This is a genomic window from Methylobacterium sp. R2-1 (genome assembly GCF_014191355.1).
Classification (GTDB): Bacteria; Pseudomonadota; Alphaproteobacteria; order Rhizobiales; family Beijerinckiaceae; genus Methylobacterium.
Window position 1 is genome coordinate 90,057 of record NZ_JACHWM010000019.1, and the last position, 17,168, is coordinate 107,224.

The 17,168-nt window shown below is 67.8% G+C and carries 13 protein-coding genes and 1 pseudogene; 6 read left to right on the top strand and 8 right to left on the bottom strand.

What is annotated here, in order from left to right; genetic code table 11:
* On the top strand, positions 1-1,341 hold the full coding sequence (locus FHU13_RS23520; RefSeq protein ID WP_183438298.1) for an NCS2 family permease: 1,341 nt from the start codon (positions 1-3) through the stop codon (positions 1,339-1,341).
* Between the two features lie 145 nt (positions 1,342-1,486).
* On the top strand, positions 1,487-1,717 hold the full coding sequence (locus FHU13_RS23525) for a hypothetical protein (protein WP_183438268.1): 231 nt from the start codon (positions 1,487-1,489) through the stop codon (positions 1,715-1,717).
* On the opposite strand, the gene FHU13_RS23530 is transcribed toward FHU13_RS23525, so the two are convergent.
* Positions 1,706-2,737: an LLM class flavin-dependent oxidoreductase gene (locus FHU13_RS23530; RefSeq protein WP_183438269.1), complete on the bottom strand. Its 1,032-nt coding sequence runs from the start codon at positions 2,735-2,737 to the stop codon at positions 1,706-1,708. The genes FHU13_RS23525 and FHU13_RS23530 overlap by 12 nt on opposite strands.
* A gap of 582 nt (positions 2,738-3,319) precedes the next feature.
* Here FHU13_RS23530 and FHU13_RS23535 point away from each other — a divergent pair.
* On the top strand, positions 3,320-3,544 hold the full coding sequence (locus FHU13_RS23535; RefSeq protein WP_183438270.1) for a hypothetical protein: 225 nt from the start codon (positions 3,320-3,322) through the stop codon (positions 3,542-3,544).
* Positions 3,545-3,655: 111 nt separating this feature from the next.
* Here the strand turns inward: FHU13_RS23535 and FHU13_RS23540 are convergent, their stop codons facing one another.
* Positions 3,656-4,825, bottom strand: a complete 1,170-nt coding sequence (locus FHU13_RS23540; protein WP_183438271.1) for a dimethylmenaquinone methyltransferase — start codon at positions 4,823-4,825, stop codon at positions 3,656-3,658.
* A 274-nt stretch (positions 4,826-5,099) separates the two neighbouring features.
* Between FHU13_RS23540 and FHU13_RS23545 the strand changes: the two genes are divergently transcribed.
* From FHU13_RS23545 to FHU13_RS23555, 3 genes are all read left to right on the top strand, one after another.
* Positions 5,100-6,713, top strand: coding sequence for a glucan biosynthesis protein D (locus FHU13_RS23545; protein WP_183438272.1), 1,614 nt, complete (start codon positions 5,100-5,102; stop codon positions 6,711-6,713).
* 40 nt (positions 6,714-6,753) lie between these two features.
* Positions 6,754-8,919, top strand: coding sequence for a glucans biosynthesis glucosyltransferase MdoH (gene mdoH, locus FHU13_RS23550; RefSeq protein WP_183438273.1), 2,166 nt, complete (start codon positions 6,754-6,756; stop codon positions 8,917-8,919).
* 347 nt (positions 8,920-9,266) lie between these two features.
* Positions 9,267-10,460 carry a helix-turn-helix domain-containing protein gene (locus FHU13_RS23555; protein ID WP_210287811.1) on the top strand — a complete coding sequence of 398 codons (1,194 nt, stop codon included), beginning with the start codon at positions 9,267-9,269 and terminating at the stop codon, positions 10,458-10,460.
* Between the two features lie 82 nt (positions 10,461-10,542).
* Here the strand turns inward: FHU13_RS23555 and FHU13_RS23560 are convergent, their stop codons facing one another.
* The 6 genes and pseudogenes from FHU13_RS23560 to FHU13_RS23585 form a co-directional block, all read right to left on the bottom strand.
* On the bottom strand, positions 10,543-10,950 hold the full coding sequence (locus FHU13_RS23560) for a DUF6894 family protein (protein ID WP_183438275.1): 408 nt from the start codon (positions 10,948-10,950) through the stop codon (positions 10,543-10,545).
* Positions 10,951-11,254: 304 nt separating this feature from the next.
* Positions 11,255-11,629, bottom strand: a complete 375-nt coding sequence (locus FHU13_RS23565; protein WP_312889633.1) for a response regulator — start codon at positions 11,627-11,629, stop codon at positions 11,255-11,257.
* Between the two features lie 70 nt (positions 11,630-11,699).
* Positions 11,700-12,257, bottom strand: a complete 558-nt coding sequence (locus FHU13_RS28635; protein ID WP_409518532.1) for an HWE histidine kinase domain-containing protein — start codon at positions 12,255-12,257, stop codon at positions 11,700-11,702.
* 72 nt (positions 12,258-12,329) lie between these two features.
* Positions 12,330-15,597: pseudogene (locus FHU13_RS28640) on the bottom strand (CheR family methyltransferase); the annotation flags it as partial.
* 127 nt (positions 15,598-15,724) lie between these two features.
* On the bottom strand, positions 15,725-16,747 hold the full coding sequence (locus FHU13_RS23580; RefSeq protein WP_183438276.1) for a chemotaxis protein CheB: 1,023 nt from the start codon (positions 16,745-16,747) through the stop codon (positions 15,725-15,727).
* A gap of 45 nt (positions 16,748-16,792) precedes the next feature.
* Positions 16,793-17,056, bottom strand: a complete 264-nt coding sequence (locus tag FHU13_RS23585; RefSeq protein ID WP_183438277.1) for a hypothetical protein — start codon at positions 17,054-17,056, stop codon at positions 16,793-16,795.
* Positions 17,057-17,168 lie beyond the last annotated feature (112 nt).

Here is a 17,168-nt window from a genome sequence, read left to right on the forward strand (position 1 = left end):
ATGGACATGAAGCGCGACCCGGCCGCGGCGCCGCCGAACCTGTTGGAGCGCCTGTTCAAGCTGGAGGCGCACGGCACCAATGTGCGCACCGAGCTGCTGGCGGGGCTCACCACCTTCCTCACCATGGCCTACATCGTCTTCGTCAACCCGAGCATCCTGGCGGATGCAGGCATGCCGAAGGGCTCGGTTTTCGTGGCGACCTGCCTCATCGCCGCTCTCGGCTCGCTGGTTATGGCGTTCGTCGCCAACTGGCCGGTGGCGTTGGCGCCGGGGATGGGGCTCAACGCCTATTTCGCCTACGTCGTCGTCCAGGGCATGGGCTATACGTGGCAGGCGGCTTTGGGCGCGGTGTTCATCTCCGGCCTCTGCTTCCTCGCCGTGACGCTGACGGGCCTGCGCGGGATCATCGTCGAGGGCATCCCGCGCTCCATGCGCATCGCGCTCACCGTCGGCATCGGCCTGTTCCTCGCGATCATCGCGCTCAAGAACGCGGGCGTGGTGGCCTCCAACCCCGCCACCTTCGTGACGCTGGGCGACCTGCGCCAGCCGGGGACGGTGCTCGCCGCGCTCGGCTTCCTGATGGTGGCGGTGCTCTCGGGGCGGCGGATCAAGGCGGCGCTGCTCCTCACCATCCTGACGGTGACGGGCCTGAGCTTCGTCTTCGCCGGCAACGCCTTCCAGGGCCTCGTCTCGGCGCCGCCCTCGATCCTGCCGACGCTACTTGCTCTCGACATTTCCGGCGCGCTGACCGGGGGGCTCGTCAACGTCATCCTCGTGCTGTTCCTGGTCGAGCTGTTCGACGCCACCGGCACGCTGATGGCGGTGGCCAGCCGCGCCGGGCTCCTGCCGGAGACGGGGCGCTCGCCCCGGCTCGACCGGGCATTGATGGCCGATTCCGCTGCGATCTTCACGGGTTCGCTGCTCGGCACATCGAGCACCACGGCCTATCTCGAGAGCGCCGCCGGGGTGGAGGAGGGCGGGCGCACCGGGCTCACCGCGGCGACGGTGGCCGTGCTGTTCCTGGCCTGCCTGTTCTTCGCGCCGCTGGCGGGCTCGGTGCCGGCCTACGCCACCGCGCCGGCCCTGTTCTACGTCGCCTGCCTGATGCTGCGCGACCTGACCGCCCTCGACTGGAACGACCTCACCGAGGTGATCCCGGCCTGCGTCACCGCGCTTCTGATGCCGTTCACCTACTCCATCGCCAACGGCGTCGCCTTCGGTTTCATCACCTACGCCGTCCTGAAGGCGCTGACCGGCCGCGCCCGCGAGGTGAAGCCGGTGGTGTGGGTGATCGCGGCCGTGTTCCTGTTCAAGTTCGTCGAGACCGGCGGGGCGCACTGATCGGCGCGGGCACCTTCACAGCGCCGCCCCATCTCAACGCGGCCGGTGGCATGATCCGTCAACGAATCCCCGCCAGGATAGGCGGCATCCACGCCCGCCGGGCCCGAACGGCACGGGCCTTGGATACCGGCCATGGATACCGGCGATGATCAAGCGCACCGGCATCGCGATCCTTCTCGGCCTGGGCAGCTTCGCCCTTGGCAGCGTCATCGCGCGGGTGACGGAGAAGGACGGCCCTCGCTCCGCCGGGGCGTCGGAGGCCCCGCCCGCGCTGCGCCACATCACGCAGTATCCGCCGCCCGTGCCGCCGAAGCCCGCCCAGGAAAAGCCCGTCCAGGAAAAGCACGCCAAGAACGCGCCATCTTCAGGCCGCTGAGCGCCCGGGTCGGGCTTGCGCCGCCAGAGCGCCATGTGCCTCGGCGAGGATCGCGTAGGAGGCGAGCCGCGCCCCGTGATCGTAGACGGCCGAGGCCACCATCACCTCGTCAGCGCCGGTCTCGGCCACCAACGCCTCCAGCCCGGCGCGGACGGTCTCACGCGAGCCGACCAGAGCGCGCGCCAGCATCCGCGAGGCCTGTGCCTTCTCCGACGGGCTCCAATACGCCTCGATGTCGTCGATCGGCGGGGGCAGGAGGCCGCGGGTGCCCCTCACCAGCCGGGTGAATTGCTGCTGCGCCGTCGTGAACAGGCGCCGCGCCTCCGCGTCGGTCTCCGCCGCCACGACGTTGACGCCGACCATGGCGTAGGGCCGCTGCAACTGCTCGGACGGCTGGAAGCGGGCGCGGTAGGCCTCCAAAGCCGGCAGCAGCGCATCGGGTGCGAAATGCGAGGCGAAAGCGTAGGGCAGGCCGAGCATGCCGGCGAGTTCCGCCCCGAACAGGCTCGAGCCGAGGATCCAAAGCGGCACCTTGAGCCCCGCCCCGGGCACCGCCTGCACCGCCTGCCCCTCCCGCACCGGGCCGAACAGGGCCTGCAATTCGAGCACGTCCTGGGGAAACCGCTCTGCCGAACCGAGGTCGCGGCGCAGCGCGCGGAGCGTCATCCCGTCGGTGCCCGGCGCCCGGCCCAAGCCGAGATCGATCCGGCCCGGAAACAGCGATTCCAGCGTGCCGAACTGCTCGGCGATCACCAGCGGCGCGTGATTGGGCAGCATGATCCCGCCCGCCCCGACACGGATGCGGCTGGTTCCAGAGGCTACGTGGCCGATCACCACCGCCGTGGCGGCGCTCGCGATGCCGGTCATGTTGTGGTGCTCGGCGAGCCAGAAGCGGCGATAGCCGAGCCCCTCTGCGTGCCGGGCGAGACTGACGCTGTTGGCCAGCGCCTGTCCCGGCGTGGCGCCCTCCGGGATAAAGGCGAGATCGAGGACGGAGAGGGGAGGCAGGGAGGAGGACATCAGGGAGTCGCACACTTTCGCTTCGCGCCCGCGGGCGGAAAAATCTGTTTCCCCTCGATGCGGACAGATCGTGTGCAGGACGGCCCGGCGCAAGGAAGAAAGGGGGTTGCGCGACACGTGCGAACCATCCTAGCCTCTCCTTATCGGCGCTGCGGCGCCGCCCTGAGACAAGGAGGTCGGCCATGAGACATCACGGCATCACCGGCTCCCCCGCGCGCACCGCTGACGCGGATCAGGATACGCCACCCAACTAGAATCGGCAGGGATAGTGGCTCCCTAACGCTGCGACAGGTCGAGTTCCCCCGCCGGTCCGAGGGCGGGGCGGCAGCTCCCACCGCGCGCGAGAGTGTGGCCCCTGCAAAAGCCCGTCGGCGAAAGCCGGCGGGCTTTTCCTTTGAGGGCAGGCGCATCGGGGAAACTCCTCCTACCCTCCGCTCCAGAGAAGCCCGTAGGCAACGTGCGGAGAGAGGCCGCTCTGCACCGATAGAAGCGAGATTCCCGCTCCACTCGAACCGTGAGCATCCCTGCGGCGCGAGGCTTGCACAAGCGTCATCCGACCCGTTGCTCGGAGACCGGCGCCGGATGCCTCTCTTCCATTTCGAGCTGTGCCGGAACGGTCGGACGATCGGGCCGACGGAGACGCGCGACTGCCCCGATTGCGGCATGGCCTTCCGCGCCGCCCGCGAGATGATCCGCATCTTGCGCGAGGCCGACACCCTTCCGAACGGCGCCCGCGAGCACACGCTGCGGGTCAGCTACGTCGATCACTCGATGCTGTTCGACCTGCCGTTCAACCTGGGGATCTGAGGCTGCTCGGCCGGAGGATCGAACAGCGCCGCGGGCTTCGCGAGAGCAAGCCCGCCTTCCCATCCAAGCCGCCCGGGACGAGGGCGAGGGTCGGCGGCCCGTCCGGAGGGGTCAGCCCTTCCAGTTCTTCAGTGCGGCAAACGGGCTGCCGGAGTGGTCAGGGGGCGGGGGGTTGAGCACCGGCTCGACCTGGGCAACCGCGTCCTCTCGCGAATGGGCATTCCCGTTCGGCAGCTTGCCGCCGGCAGCGTCACGGTGACCGCCGCCGCGGAAGGCACGGGCGCCGTCGAGAGCCGTGCCGTCGATGGAGCGGAACGAGAGCGTGCCCGCCCGCTGCACGTTGACGACCCGCTTGGCCCGGCCCGCCTCCATCACTTGGTCGGAGACTCGCTGGAAAGTGCCGGAATCGAGGCCGAAGGAGAGCAGCGTCCCGTCCGAGAGGGGTTGGAACAGCGCGTCCGAGCGGGCGAGCGCCCGGGCCAGCCGCTGGCGCGCGGTGAGTGTTGGATCGTCGCCCGCCTCCCCGGCGAGGAGGCCGTCCACGAGGCCGGCGCGGATTTCGCCCGAGCGCCGCTCCAGTTCGGCCGGGGTAGAGCCCGCCCGCAGCAGGCTCGCCGCCGCCATCAGCAGGTCGGAGACGAAGCGGTCGTGCCAGGGGTGGCCCGCCGGCACCAGGGTCGAGACGCTGTCCCAGAACATCTCGTCGAGGGCGAGCCCGCCGGCAAAGGCCGGCTCGCCCTTCTTCCACAGGTCGAGGGCCTCCACCGCCTCGATCAGCGTCGCGAGGTCGGCGGCTGCCGCCTCCTCCGGCACCTTCGGCTCGGGCGCGTAGAGGCCGCGCTGGTCGTGAGCCATCCGCGTGGCGCAATGCGCCTCGTCGATGAGCACGAACACCTCCGGATCGCTCAGGTCCGCCCGCAGCAGCCCCGTGCGGTCCGGATCGGGTCCGATCTCAAGGTTCTGGCGCTTGAGCTGATCGATTGAGGAAGCGTGGTGATCGAGGACCACGAGGCGGTGGCGCGCCTCTTCCGCCCGGCCTCGATTCATCGCGGCGAAGCGGCGCAGGAAGGCGATGGTCGGCTCCTCCAGCCCGAGATCGGTCATCAGCAGCGTCTCGGGGGCCGCCGTGCCGCGCAGGCGCTTCAGCTCGTCCTCCACCACCGGTCCGACATCGGAATAGCGGGCGACGTGCACCACCCGCGACACCGCCGCGAAGGCGGCGGCGACCGTCGTGGCACCGTAGCCGTCGAGGTCGTGATGGGAGATCTGCGTGACGATCATCGGCAGAAATCTCGGTTCAAGGCTGGACAGGAGGCTCGCGGGACGCGAGACGGCGGGCACCGCTGACGCGGCGTGCGAGGTGCGAGCCTCTTACGCCGGGCGGCCCCGAAAGGTCCACGGGCCTTCGGCGGCTCCGACGCCCGGTGCGCTCCGCATCAGCCGGCCGCGGCGGCCGATGCACGGCGACGACCGGGCAAACTCGGCAACCTTAACGCCCGGTTCAGGCGTTGAGATTCTTTCTGCAACCGTTCTTCATCCCAAGTCCGGCGAGGGCATGACGCATCCGACCGACCCTTCGACCCGCGATGCGCGGCTGATCGACCGTTCCCTCGACCGGCGCCGGCTGATCGGCGGCGCCGCGGCCGGCGCCGCCCTCGCGCTGCTGCCGCGTGGGGCGAGCGCCCAGGCCGCGCCGCCGGCGCTTCCCGCCGCGGGCTCCCCCTTCTCGGATGCCACCGTGCCCGATCTCGCCCGGGCGCTCGGCAACCGGCCGTTCGCGGGTCAGCCCACGAACGACGTGCCCGACGCGCTGAAGAACCTGCCGCGGGAGGCCTACGAGGCGATCCGCATCCGGCCCGAGGCGCTGATCTGGGGCGGCGAGCCGCACGGCTTCGCCGTCGAGCCGCTGGTGCGCGGCTTCTACTACACCGACCGGGTCGCCCTGTTCCTCGTCGAGGACGGCGTGGTCCGCCCCATCCTCTATGACCGGGGGAGATACGTGGCGGGGTCGGAGGCGGGCGCGGCGGCCCTGCCGGAGACCGAACCGGGCTTCTCCGGTCTGCGCATCCGTGCACGCTTCGGCGAGCAGAACCAGGATTTCGCGGTGTTCCAGGGCGCCTGCTTCTACCGGCTGGTGGGGCAAGGGCAGGAATTCGGCATCAACGGACGCGCCCTGATGCTGCGCCCGGCCGATCCGCGCGGCGAGGAATTCCCCCGCTGGCGCGCCCTGTTCGTAGAGCGCCCGAAGACGCCCGACGGGCCGCTCGTGATCCACGCCCTGATCGATTCCGACTCGCTCGCGGCCGCCCTGCGCCTGGAGCTGCGCCCCGGCGGGCCCTCAACCGCCGCAATCACCGCCACCCTGGTCACCCGCAAGGCGATCGACCATTTGGGGCTTAGCGGCATGCAGGCGCCGTTCCTGTTCGGGCCGCATGACCGGCGCGGCGCGGACGACGCCCGCGCCGCGGTCTACGCCGCGGGCGGTCTGCAGATCCGCAACGGCGGCGGGGAGGCGATCTGGCGACCGGTGCGCAATCCGGAGACGTTGCAGATCTCGGGTTTCCTCGACAACGGCCCGAAGGGCTTCGGCCTGACGCAGAGGGACCGGTCTCCCGCGACCTTCGAGGACGATGTCCATCACTGGGAGCGCTGTCCCTCGCTATGGGTCGAGCCGGGCGAGCCTGCGGGCGAAGGCTTGTGGGGGGAGGGCGCCGTGACCCTTCTCGAGATTCCGAGCGATTCGGAGGTCAACGAGAACGTCATCGCCTACTGGCGGCCGAAGGCGAATTTGCCCGCGGGCCAGGAGGTCCGCCTCACCTACCGGCAGAACTGGGGTGGCGAGCCGCCGGTCGGCCCGCTCGCGCGGGTCACCTCGACCCGCAGCGGCCGCGGCACGGCCAATCCCCGCCGCCTGTTCCTCGTCGACTTCACCGGCGACCTGCTGTTCACCGCGGCGGGCACGATGGTGCCTCTCGACACCGTGCTGATGGCCGGCCCCGGCCGGATCGTCGAGGGCTCAACCCGCAGGATCGCCCATCCGGAGACTCGCACCGTGCGCGTCGCCTTCGAGCTGGATCCGGGCAGCGAGCGGGCGGTCGAACTGCGCCTTGCCCTCAAGACGGAAGGGCGGCAGGTCACGGAAACGTGGCTGTACCGCTGGACGCCGTGACCCCCTCCCTGCCTCTTGCTGGACCCTTGCCGGAGCAACGATGCCCGACCGTGACGCTAGCGTCTTGACCGTGATGGACCGACCGAGCCCGGTCGGCGATCCGGCCGAGGCGGCTCCCCTCGCATCCATGCCGCCGCGGGCGCCGCTGGCGATGCCGGTGCAGGATCTGCGCAACCGGCCCGCGGCGCGCCGCAGCGGCGGCGGCGGGCCGCTCCTGGCGCGTCTGTTCGTGTTCGGCGGAGCGGTCGCGCTGACCGCCTACGGCGCGTGGCAGATGTACGAGGTGATCTCGGTCTCCGGCGGCGCCACGTGGCTCCAGTACGTGCTGCTGGTGCTGTTCGTCCTGAACTTCTCCTGGATCGCGCTGGCCTTCACCGCCGCGCTTCTCGGCTTCGCGGCGCTGCTGCGGCGGGAGCGGCCGACCCCGCTTCCGACGACGCTCGCCAGCCGCACCGCCATCGTCATGCCGGTCTACAACGAGGGCAGCGCGCGGGTCTTCGCTGGACTCCAGGCGATGCACGAGGCCGTCGAGGCCACGGGACTCGGGCGCCACTTCGATTGGTTCGTCCTGTCCGACTCGACCCAAGCCGACGCCTGGATCGCCGAGGAGCGCGCCTTCTTGGGCCTGCGCGCGGAACTCGGGCCCGAGGCCCGCCTCTATTACCGCCACCGGGAAAAGAACCATCACCGCAAGGCCGGCAACATTGCCGACTTCGTCACCGGCTGGGGCGGGTCCTACGACCACATGCTGGTGCTCGACGCCGACAGCCTGCTCACCGGCGCGTGCATCGTGCGGCTCGCCGCCGCGATGGAGGCCGACCCGCAAGCCGGCATCATCCAGAGCCTGCCGCTCATCATCAACCGCAACACGCTGTTCGCCCGGCTCCAGCAATTCGCCGCGCGCATCTACGGCCCCGTCATCGCCACCGGCCTGTCGGTCTGGTCGGGCCGCGACGGCAACTATTGGGGCCACAACGCGATCATCCGGATGCAGGCCTTCGCCGAGGCCGCGGGCCTGCCGGACCTCAAGGGCCGTCCGCCGTTCGGCGGCCACATCCTCAGCCACGACTTCGTCGAGGCGGCCCTGATCCGACGCGCCGGCTGGGGCGTGACCATGCTGCCGCGGCTGGAGGGTTCCTACGAGGAGAGCCCGCCCTCGCTGATCGATCTCGCCGTGCGCGATCGGCGCTGGGCGCAGGGCAACCTGCAGCACGCCCGCGTCATCGGCGCGGCGGGGCTCGTGCCCGCCTCGCGCCAGCACTTCGCCACGGGCATCGCCGGCTACGTCGCCTCGCCGCTCTGGCTCGCCCAGCTCGTGATCGGCATCATCATCGTGCTGCAGACCGCCTGGGTGCGGCCGGAATACTTTTCGGCCGAGTTCGGCCTTTATCCGGTCTGGCCACGCTTCGACCCGGTGCGCGCGCTCCAGCTCTTCGCCCTGACCATGGGCATCCTGCTCGCGCCAAAGGTTCTCGGCCTCATCCTCGCGCTTCTCGATGCCGAGACGCGGCGGGCGAGCGGCGGGGCCGGGCGGCTGACTTTGTCCTTCCTGATCGAGATCCTGCTCTCGGCCCTGATCGCGCCGATCGCGATGCTGATCCAGTCGGGCTCGGTGTTCCAGATCCTGGCCGGGCGCGACACCGGCTGGAACCCGCAACGCCGCGACGACGGCTCGATCCCGCTCTCCGATATCGTGCGCCGCCACCGCTGGCACACCGGCCTCGGCCTCGTCACCGGCATCGCGGCGTTTGCCATCGCCACATCCCTGTTCCTGTGGATGTCGCCGACGATCCTCGGCCTCGTGCTGGCGATCCCGCTCTCCTGGGCCAGCGGCCAGTTGGCGCTCGGCCTCGCCCTGAAGCACCGCGGCCTGCTGGTGACCCCCGAGGAGCGGGCGCCGCCTGCCATCGCCCTGCGCGCGGGCGAACTCGCCCGCCGCAACGCGGCGCGCGGCTTCGACGACGCGGACGCGCTGGCCGCCCTCCACGCCGACGCTGCCCTTGCCCGCGCGCATACGGCGATGCTGCCCGAGGGTGCGCCCCGCCCCCGCGGCGCGATCGACCCGGACCACACGCTCGCCCGCGCCAAGATCGTCGAGGCGGAGACCGTGGCCGAGGCGCAGGTCTGGCTCACCCCGAAGGAGCGCTTCGCCCTCCTTCACGATCGCGCCCTCCTCGACCAGCTCACCCGTCTGCGGCCGGCCTGAGTCTCGTTCTCGGGCTCCCTTTCGCGGGGCGTGCGTTGCGGATGCGGATGTAGGCGAGGACGGCCATCACGCAGTCCGCCGCTGAACGGACGCATCGGAGTGATTCAGGGCCCGCGAGAGCTCTCCGCCATTCCATCCAGGCGAGCCAAGATCGGGCGCTCGGCACCCAAGCCGATGGGTTACAAAGCGTGCGCTCGAACAGACCGGTGAAGTCGGATGTGGCTCGTTCGACCGGGCACTACCCGACCAAATCGGGGCAAGAGCGTTACCGGCGATGAGGGAGGGCGGTGTCCGCTGCATCATCGTGTATCCTGTCTCGCAGCGTCAGCCATCGCGAGGGAGGGGTCATGCCTAGGAGCACAATCCAAGGCCACCATGTCCTGGTCGTCGAGGATGAATACGTGATCGCCAGCGAGCTTGCCCGTGCACTGAGAGAAGCTGGCGCGCAGGTGCTGGGGCCTGCGCCATCCGTGCACGCCGCGCTTGTTCTGCTCGACTGCGAACCGGCACCCGAGGTCGCCGTGCTCGACCTAAATCTCGGAAAAGGCGTGGACTTCAGGGTCGCCGACGCGCTGCTGACGCGTGACATCCCGTTCCTGTTCGCCACAGGCTACGAGCAGGAGTTCCTGCCGGAGCGACACGGCGCTGTCCGGTGTATGAGGAAGCCGCTCGACCCCTCAACCATCATCGAAGAAGCAGAGCGGCTGATCCGTGCCGGCGATGCGGAGGATGAGCGCACCGCAATCGCCAACGTCTTCTCTGGTGCGTCTGTTACCAAGTTTCGCAACGGCTTGTTGGCGCTGCTCTCGGCAGAGGATCAAGCGCACATCCTGCCGTATCTGAAGCGTGTGACGTTGCGCAGAGGTGATATCGTCCAGGAGGCGGGAGCGCCCATCGAGCATGCCTACTTCCCGGAAGGAGGCGTCATGTCCGAAATCACCGCCAACCCGGACGGCAAGCAGATCGAGGTCGGCCTTGTGGGCCGCGAGGGCTGCACAGGTGTTCCTCTGATTCTCGGTGTGAAGGACGCCGCGAACCGAACAGTCGTGCAGGCGGGCGGGACGGCCTTGCGCATGGCGGCCAGAGACCTGGAGGAGGTGCTAGAGGCTCACAGCCCTCTTCGTACCCTGCTTCTGCGCTACGTCCACGTCGTCATGACCCAGCTTGTGGCAACAGCGCTCGCTGACGGCCAGTACAAGATGGAGCAGCGGATCGCACGCTGGCTTCTGATGTGTCACGACCGGCTCGACGGCGACGAACTTCCGCTGACGCATGACCTTCTGGCGCTCATGTTTGGTGTGCGGCGTTCGGGCGTGACGGATGCGATCCATATCTTGGAAGGTGAGCGCATCATCAGGGCCAAGCGCGCCAGCCTGACGGTTCTCGACAGACAACGGTTGGAGGACGTCGCAGGCGAGAGCTACGGCGCTCCAGAGAACGCGTATCGTCGGCTGATCTTGCGAGAGATCAGCTCCTCGGATGATCTGTCAATCTCCACCTCAGACCGGTTGCGGCGACCGCTTGGCAGAAACGGAAATTGATGGCTGGAAGCGGAGTTGATTGGTGATGGCCGCATAGGGTGGCGGCAAGCGGTCGTTAGGAAGACCGCGAGAGGTGGACCGTTCAGGTTCGCCCGGTCGCCTTCCGCGCCTCAGCTAAGAGGCGCTTCGTCTCCGCAAGCGTGGCCCTCAACGCTGCCTGCTCCGCTTGTACATCGGCAATCAGGCATGCTGTTCGCTCCATCTCCGCCTGGGCTTCATGCCAGCGCCGACGCTGGTCAGGCGGCGATGGCTGCCTCCTCTCTTCCAGGACCTCCGAGAAAGGTAACTCCATCAGGAGATTACCGCTCGCATCCATGATCTCGAGGGTGTGCCGGTATGGGTTCGCCTTCTCTCGCAGCAGATCGGCGCTTATAGCTGGGACCGCCGCGTAGGCTTCGAGGTAGGCGCATTCCACCCCGGCCAGATCGAGTCCGACATCATCCTGATCGAAACCATCGGGTGTGCGTAAGTGGAAGAAGAACCGTGGCACCGGTCTCTCCTAGATCGCCTTTTGCGGGCAACATCTAACCCGGCATACACGGCGGGTGTCCCTGATAAGCGAACTCATGCCAATGCCCGGCTCACCTGCCAAAACAAGCCACTGCATACGTCGTGCTTCCAAAATGGAGGACGAAAAAACAAGACTTGAGGTGATCCAGCGGCGTGTCCTGTGGGCGTGGAGCGCCCCGCCAGTCAATAAGTCCTCGTGAAGGTTATAGGAACACAGCGCGACCGGCTGCGCTGGCACTGAGTTCGAGAAAACCGACCTGCAGGAAAAAGCGAGCTGATATCGGTCAGGTTTGTATGAGCTTGCCGACAGCACGTAGCAACTCGTCCTCGAGAATAGGCTTCTCCAGCTTCGGACGGGAGCGATAATCTGAGCGATCCGCGATTTGCACCTCACCCGTGGCGAACAGATATGGGATCCCGCTTGCACTCAGCTTATCCGCGACCGAATAGACCTCCTCCTTTCTGAGGTTCACGTCGAGGATCGCTGCATCGAGCTTGGAGGTTTTGATCAGCGCCAGCGCCTGCTGCGCATCCGGGATCGGCCCGACCACCTCGGCGCCCGCCTGCTGCAGGCTGTACTCCATGTCGTGGGCGATCAGATACTCATCCTCGACAATGAGCACACGACGGCCGGACAGAGCAAGGATGGGATCGGACACGGAAGTTCCTCCAGACCGGGCGAACGCCCTGAGGCTACCAGGGTTCGATGCGGCGACACATTCTTGTAAGTTAGACGAGAGGTAACTCGATACGGCATCGTACGCCGTCCGCGCCGAGCGCGTAGTCTGTCCGCCCTCCCAGCGCGTAGGCAAGCGCCTGATCGATCAGTTCGCGTCCGTAGCCGCGGCGCGTCACCGTCTCCGGCTGCAGGTCCACTCCGCTCTCGATCCACTTCAGCGCCAAGCGCTCGCTGCCGGCCTCGTCGCTGATCAGCTCCCAGGTGACGGAGAGCCGACCGGACTCGCCCTTCAGGGCGCCGTACTTGACCGCGTTGGTTGTCAGCTCATGTACGGCAAGGGCGAAGTTCTGCACTTGCTCGGAGGCTAGCAGCACCTTTGGCCCGGAGACGGTGATGCGGGTGGAGGCCTCGACTGCATGGGCGGCGAGTTCCGCGCTCACCAGGGCTCTGACCTCCACGGTATCGCTGCCGGATTGGCTCAGCAGCGCCTGGGCCCGGCTGAGCGCCTTCAGTCGGATCGTAAAGCTCTCGACGGGAGAGCCGCGGCCGACGGTCCGGGTGGCGAGAGACGTGACGACACCGATCAGGTTACGCGAACGGTGCTGCAACTCGTTGACCAGGATCTCCTGTCGCGCGTGGAGCTGGCGGATGGCGTCGACATCGGTCGAGGTGCCGAGCCACTCGACCGTCCGGTCGGATATATTACGCACCGGCAGCGAGCGCGTGTGATGCCACAGCCAGGCACCATCCGAGGCGCGCCGCACGCGATACTCGACGCTGAGGAAGCCGTCACGTCCGGCCTGCTCCCACGCCTGCATCGCCACGTCTCGGTCCTCCGGGTGGACGGCCTCAAGCCAACCTGACTCCAGGCTCTCCTCCAGTGCCTGTCCGGTATAGGACATCCATTGGGGACTCGCCCACGTCCACCGTCCCTCTTCGTCCGCACGCCAGACGAGCTGTGGGATACCCTCGATCAGCGCCCGCTGGCGCATCTCGCTCGCGCGCAGCGCCTCGTCGATCTTGCGCCTGTTCGTGGTGTCCTGGCCGATCTTCAGGAAGCCGCGCAGCGAACCGTCCGCCTGGCGCAGGGCCGTTGTGGTGCCTTCGATGAACACGCGCGAGCCATCCTTGCGCAGGTGCCAGCGGACGTTCGGGGCAGAGCCCTCCCGGCGAGCCGTCTCCACCTCCTTCTCGTCCGCGTGCTGCCTCCGGTCCTCAGGCGTGAACAGGATGCTGCCGGACTGTCCGACGGCCTCCTCGGCCGACCAGCCGAACACGGCCTCCGCACTCGGATACCAGTCGGCGATCCGGTCCTCAGGGTCGGTGGTGAAGATGGCATGGTCCTGCGCATTCTCGACCACGAGGCGGAATCGCTCCTGACTCTCACGCAGAGCTGTCTCGACTCTCTTACGGGCGGTGATATCGACGAAGGTGATGACCACACCGGCGATGAAGTTGTCGACACTTCGGTATGGCAGGACCCGGACCATGTAGTGTGAGCCGGTGGCGCTCTCGATCTCCCGCTCGACGGCGGCCAGCGTCCGCAGGACGCGACGGGCGTCGGATTGCAGGTCCTCGTAGGCGATGCGAGACTTGATGTGGCCGATGGGCCGGCCGGTATCGGTTTCGATGAGGTGAAAGATCTCGGTGACAGCGGGTGTGTAGTTCGTCACCCGCAGCTCGTTGTCGAGGAAGACGGTGGCGATCTGGGTGCTCTCGAGAAAGTTTTTCAGGTCACTGTTGCTGCGCCCGAGCTCCTGCACCCGCAGGCTGAGCTCACCGTTGACCGTGGTCAGCTCCTCGTTGAGCGATTGCAGTTCCTCCTTCGAAGTCTGTAGCTCCTCGTTGGCCGATTGCAGTTCCTCGTTGAGCGACTGATACTCCTCGTTGGACGCTTTCAGTTCCTCGCTCGTGGACTCGGCCTCCTCGGCGGTCGCTTGCAGCCGCTCTCTGGTCTCGCGCAGCTCCGCCTCGAGTTGCTGGATGTAGGCCTGCTGGTCGGGCGATGCGGAAACGGCGGTGACCTGTTCGAGGTCGGGCGGCGCATGTCCGTCCTTGAACAGCACGACGAAGCTTCGCACAGCCCCGGACGCGTTCTTGACAGGCTCGACCACGACGTCGACGGCCAAGCTGTGTCCGTTCTGTCCGACGCGGCGGTTTGCGAGCCGGACGGCCCGCCCCCCCCTCAGCGGCTTGCGTCAGGGCTCCGCGCAGGTCGATGCGCAAGTCCGGGTGGATGAGGTGCAGGAGGTTCAGCGTCGCCGTCCCGCCGACCGGCTCGATGTACCGCCCCGTCCAGGCTGAGAAGTGCAGCACGTCATACCTGTCATCCGTGATGACGTAGGCCGGTGCGTGGCGCTCCACGAAGCGCTCGGCCTGCCTCACCAGAGAGGGCTCGAGCGTGCGGGGCTGTATGCTGTGAGGGAGCGGCCTTTCGACAGGAGAGGACGCCACTGTAGATGAGGTTGTTACGGTGAAGGGGAAGTTGGGCAGCACCCGGTTGGGCGCATCCACCCGGCGAAACACGCGGGAGCGGTTCTCGATCGGCGCGAATAGATTTGCGTGGCGCGACACGTTCTCGGAATTGCCCAGGAACAGCACGCCGTCCGGCTTCAGGGCGAAGTGGAACAGCGGGATCACCTGGCTCTGCAACTCGGCATCAAGGTAGATCAGCAGGTTGCGGCAGGAGACGAGGTCGATGCGCGAGAACGGCGCATCCTTGATGATGCTGTGCTGCGAGAAGATGCACAGCTCCCGGAGCTCCTTGACCACGCAATAAGTGTTGCCTTCCTTCACGAACCAGCGCGCCAGTCGCTCCGGCGTCATGTCGCCCGCGACGGTGGCGGCGTAACGGGCGGCACGGGCTGCGGCGAGCGCGCGGCCGTCGAGGTCGGTCGCGAAGATCTGGACCTGCGGAGCATCGTCGAGGGTCGCCATGTGCTCACGCAGCAGGATGCCGAGCGAGTAGGCTTCCTCACCGGTCGAGCAGCCGATCACCCATACGCGGACGCGGTCCTCCCGGGTCTTGCCGGCGAACAGCGCTGGGATGACCAAGCGCTCGAGGAGTTCGAACTCCCTTGCGTCGCGGAAGAACTGGGTGACGCCGATCAGGAGGTCGTTGAAGAGCTCCTGCGCCTCTTCGGGGCTCTCGCGCAGGAGATCCAGATAGGCAGCGATGTCGGGTGCCCGGACGACCTGCATACGGCGCTGGACCCGGCGGAGGAAGGTTCCGGTCTTGTAGCCGTGGAAATCGTGACCGGTCCTCTTGCGCAGGACCGCGGCGATGCTCGCCAACGCGACCGATATATCGGCGGCATCAGGGCCGCCCTGTGGGACGCCGGCGGCGAAGACCTGACGGACGCCTTCCTTGATCCGCTCGGCGAGTTGATCAATCGGCAGCACGGCATCCGCCAGCGCAGCGGGGTGGTTGCTGCGGGCGAGTTCGCCCGAGCGCGCTTCCTCCGTCTCCTCCGCGAGCGTCAGCCCACCCGCCTCCTTGATCGCCTTGAAGCCAAGCGTTCCGTCGGCGCCAGTGCCGGCGAGGACCACTGCAATGCTCTGACCGTCCTCGTCGGAAGCGAGCGCGACGATGAAGCTGTCGATCGTCCCGCGCTCGCCGGCTCGCTGCTGGGCGCGCTGGATTTGGATCCGGCCGCCCTCCAGGCTCATGATCACGTCGGGATCAGGCAGGTAGGTCCGCCCCGCCACCAGTGGCGCGTCGTTCTCGACAGGGCTCAGGTCATGGCCGGCCTCTCGCAACGCCTGAGTGAACGCATCCGCGTTAAGCGCCTCCCGGTGCTGCAGCACGATGACGAGCGCCATGTTGGGCTGTGGCGCCAGCTGCCTCAGGAGGTCCAGGAGCGCGCGCGGGCTCGCCGCCGATCCGCAGATTGCAACGACGGCGGGCTTCTCGCCTTGGGAGACGGCATGCTCGGAGGGTTTCACCATGACCGCGTTCCGCTCGATCTCACTGACGACTCCACAACCCAAGATGCCCCAACCCAAGATGCCCGACACATGAGCCGAGTGCGCACCGCCCCGCCCCACTCGCGAGAGAAGCAAACCGGCGCATGCCTCAATCGTCCTGTGCGCCCTCATTCCCCGAAGGCTCCGGGGGCGACAGCGAGAGCAGAACGGCCTTCCGGATCGTCTCGGCATAGTCGCTGTATTCGGCCGCGCGTTCCTCGTACATCTCGGCAAGGGCCCGCCGCCCAGCGTTGCGGCCATCAGCGGCCATGCGCCGGACAAGCTCAGCGCGCTCCTCGATGATGCGCAGCGCCACGCGCAGGGCCTCGTCGACAGCGTTCTCCTGCTCCTTGGCCACGACGTCGGCGGTGTAGGCGTGTCCGACCTGGCAGCGAAAGCGGAGCGGCTTCGCCTCTCGCACCATCGAGAGAACACCACCGCACTGCGGGCAGGAGACGGCGGCAGGATCGGCGATGCGGCGGAGGACGTCGCTGTCGACCCGCGCACCGGCCGCGATGTCGACTTCGAGGCGGATCTCGGGCGGCACGGGCAGGGCGGGACCTGCGGGATCGCTGGCGAGTTCGGAAAGGATGTCGCCGATACGCGCAGCCGGCAGGGTGAGGTCGACCTCCAGGGCTTGGAGAGCACTACGCGGCATCTCGTCGGCGATCGCGTCTGCCGGGTCCTGTACGAGGGTGAGGCCGCCGCAGCGCTTGATCGCCTCGAGTCCGGACGCACCGTCGTTAAGGAGGCCACTCAGGACAACGCCGATGACGCGCGGACCGTAGGATACGGCGGCTGAGCGGAACAGTGGGTCGATGGAGGGCCGGGCCATATTCTCGCGCGGACCGCGCCCGAGCCTGATCTGCCCGTCTGCCAAGATGAGATGATGGTCGGGCACGCCGAGATAGATGTTGCCTGGGCTAATGGGCATGCCGTCCGCCGCCGCATGAACCGGCAGGCGCGCTGCTGCGGAGGCCACGGTCGCAAGTAAGCCGAGGCTGCGCGCGGGGATGTGGAGCACGACGAACACTGCCGCCGGCAGGTCCTGCGGCAGGGCACTCAGGATCGCCTTGAGGGGAGCCGTCGCACCCGACGAGCCGCCGATGACGATGATATCGCGATTGTCCATGCCAAGCCGCTCCTCGGGTTGCGAGGCGATAACGCAGCTGACCGTCTAAATCTCCGAGATGATCCGCAACGGTCCTCCGCTCACGCCTTCAGCGGGATCTTCATTCGGAGAGCCGCGCTCAGAGGCTTTTGACTTGTCCTGGTGAGCTCGGACCTCGCCGAGCGCCAATGTCTGCCGGCCTGAGTTGCGTACCACGAGCTCAGTCCGCTCCAGCAACTCGCGCGAGCGCCTGATGGCCTCGCGCGAGGTGTCAACGAGCCACTGATCATATTCGGTCGACGACCGGAATTTAGAGGGAAGGTCGGCCAAGATTGTACTCCGCGCACTGCAGGCGGGAGCACATGTCGCTCTCGGCCATCAGCGCCCGGGTCTGTGCCAGCTGATGATGCGCAGAGCATGCGCTGCTTTGATCGGGAAGTCC

Excerpts from the sequence above, each read along its gene's own strand:
- FHU13_RS23580 (WP_183438276.1), bottom strand. The coding sequence starts at position 16,747 with ATGGACAATCGCGATATCATCGTCATCGGCGGCTCGTCGGGTGCGACG.
- FHU13_RS23525 (WP_183438268.1), top strand. The coding sequence starts at position 1,487 with ATGATCAAGCGCACCGGCATCGCGATCCTTCTCGGCCTGGGCAGCTTC.
- FHU13_RS23555 (WP_210287811.1), top strand. The coding sequence starts at position 9,267 with ATGCCTAGGAGCACAATCCAAGGCCACCATGTCCTGGTCGTCGAGGAT.
- FHU13_RS23530 (WP_183438269.1), bottom strand. The coding sequence starts at position 2,737 with ATGTCCTCCTCCCTGCCTCCCCTCTCCGTCCTCGATCTCGCCTTTATC.
- mdoH (WP_183438273.1), top strand. The coding sequence starts at position 6,754 with ATGCCCGACCGTGACGCTAGCGTCTTGACCGTGATGGACCGACCGAGC.
- FHU13_RS23535 (WP_183438270.1), top strand. The coding sequence starts at position 3,320 with ATGCCTCTCTTCCATTTCGAGCTGTGCCGGAACGGTCGGACGATCGGG.
- FHU13_RS23540 (WP_183438271.1), bottom strand. The coding sequence starts at position 4,825 with ATGATCGTCACGCAGATCTCCCATCACGACCTCGACGGCTACGGTGCC.
- FHU13_RS23520 (WP_183438298.1), top strand. The coding sequence starts at position 1 with ATGGACATGAAGCGCGACCCGGCCGCGGCGCCGCCGAACCTGTTGGAG.
- FHU13_RS23545 (WP_183438272.1), top strand. The coding sequence starts at position 5,100 with ATGACGCATCCGACCGACCCTTCGACCCGCGATGCGCGGCTGATCGAC.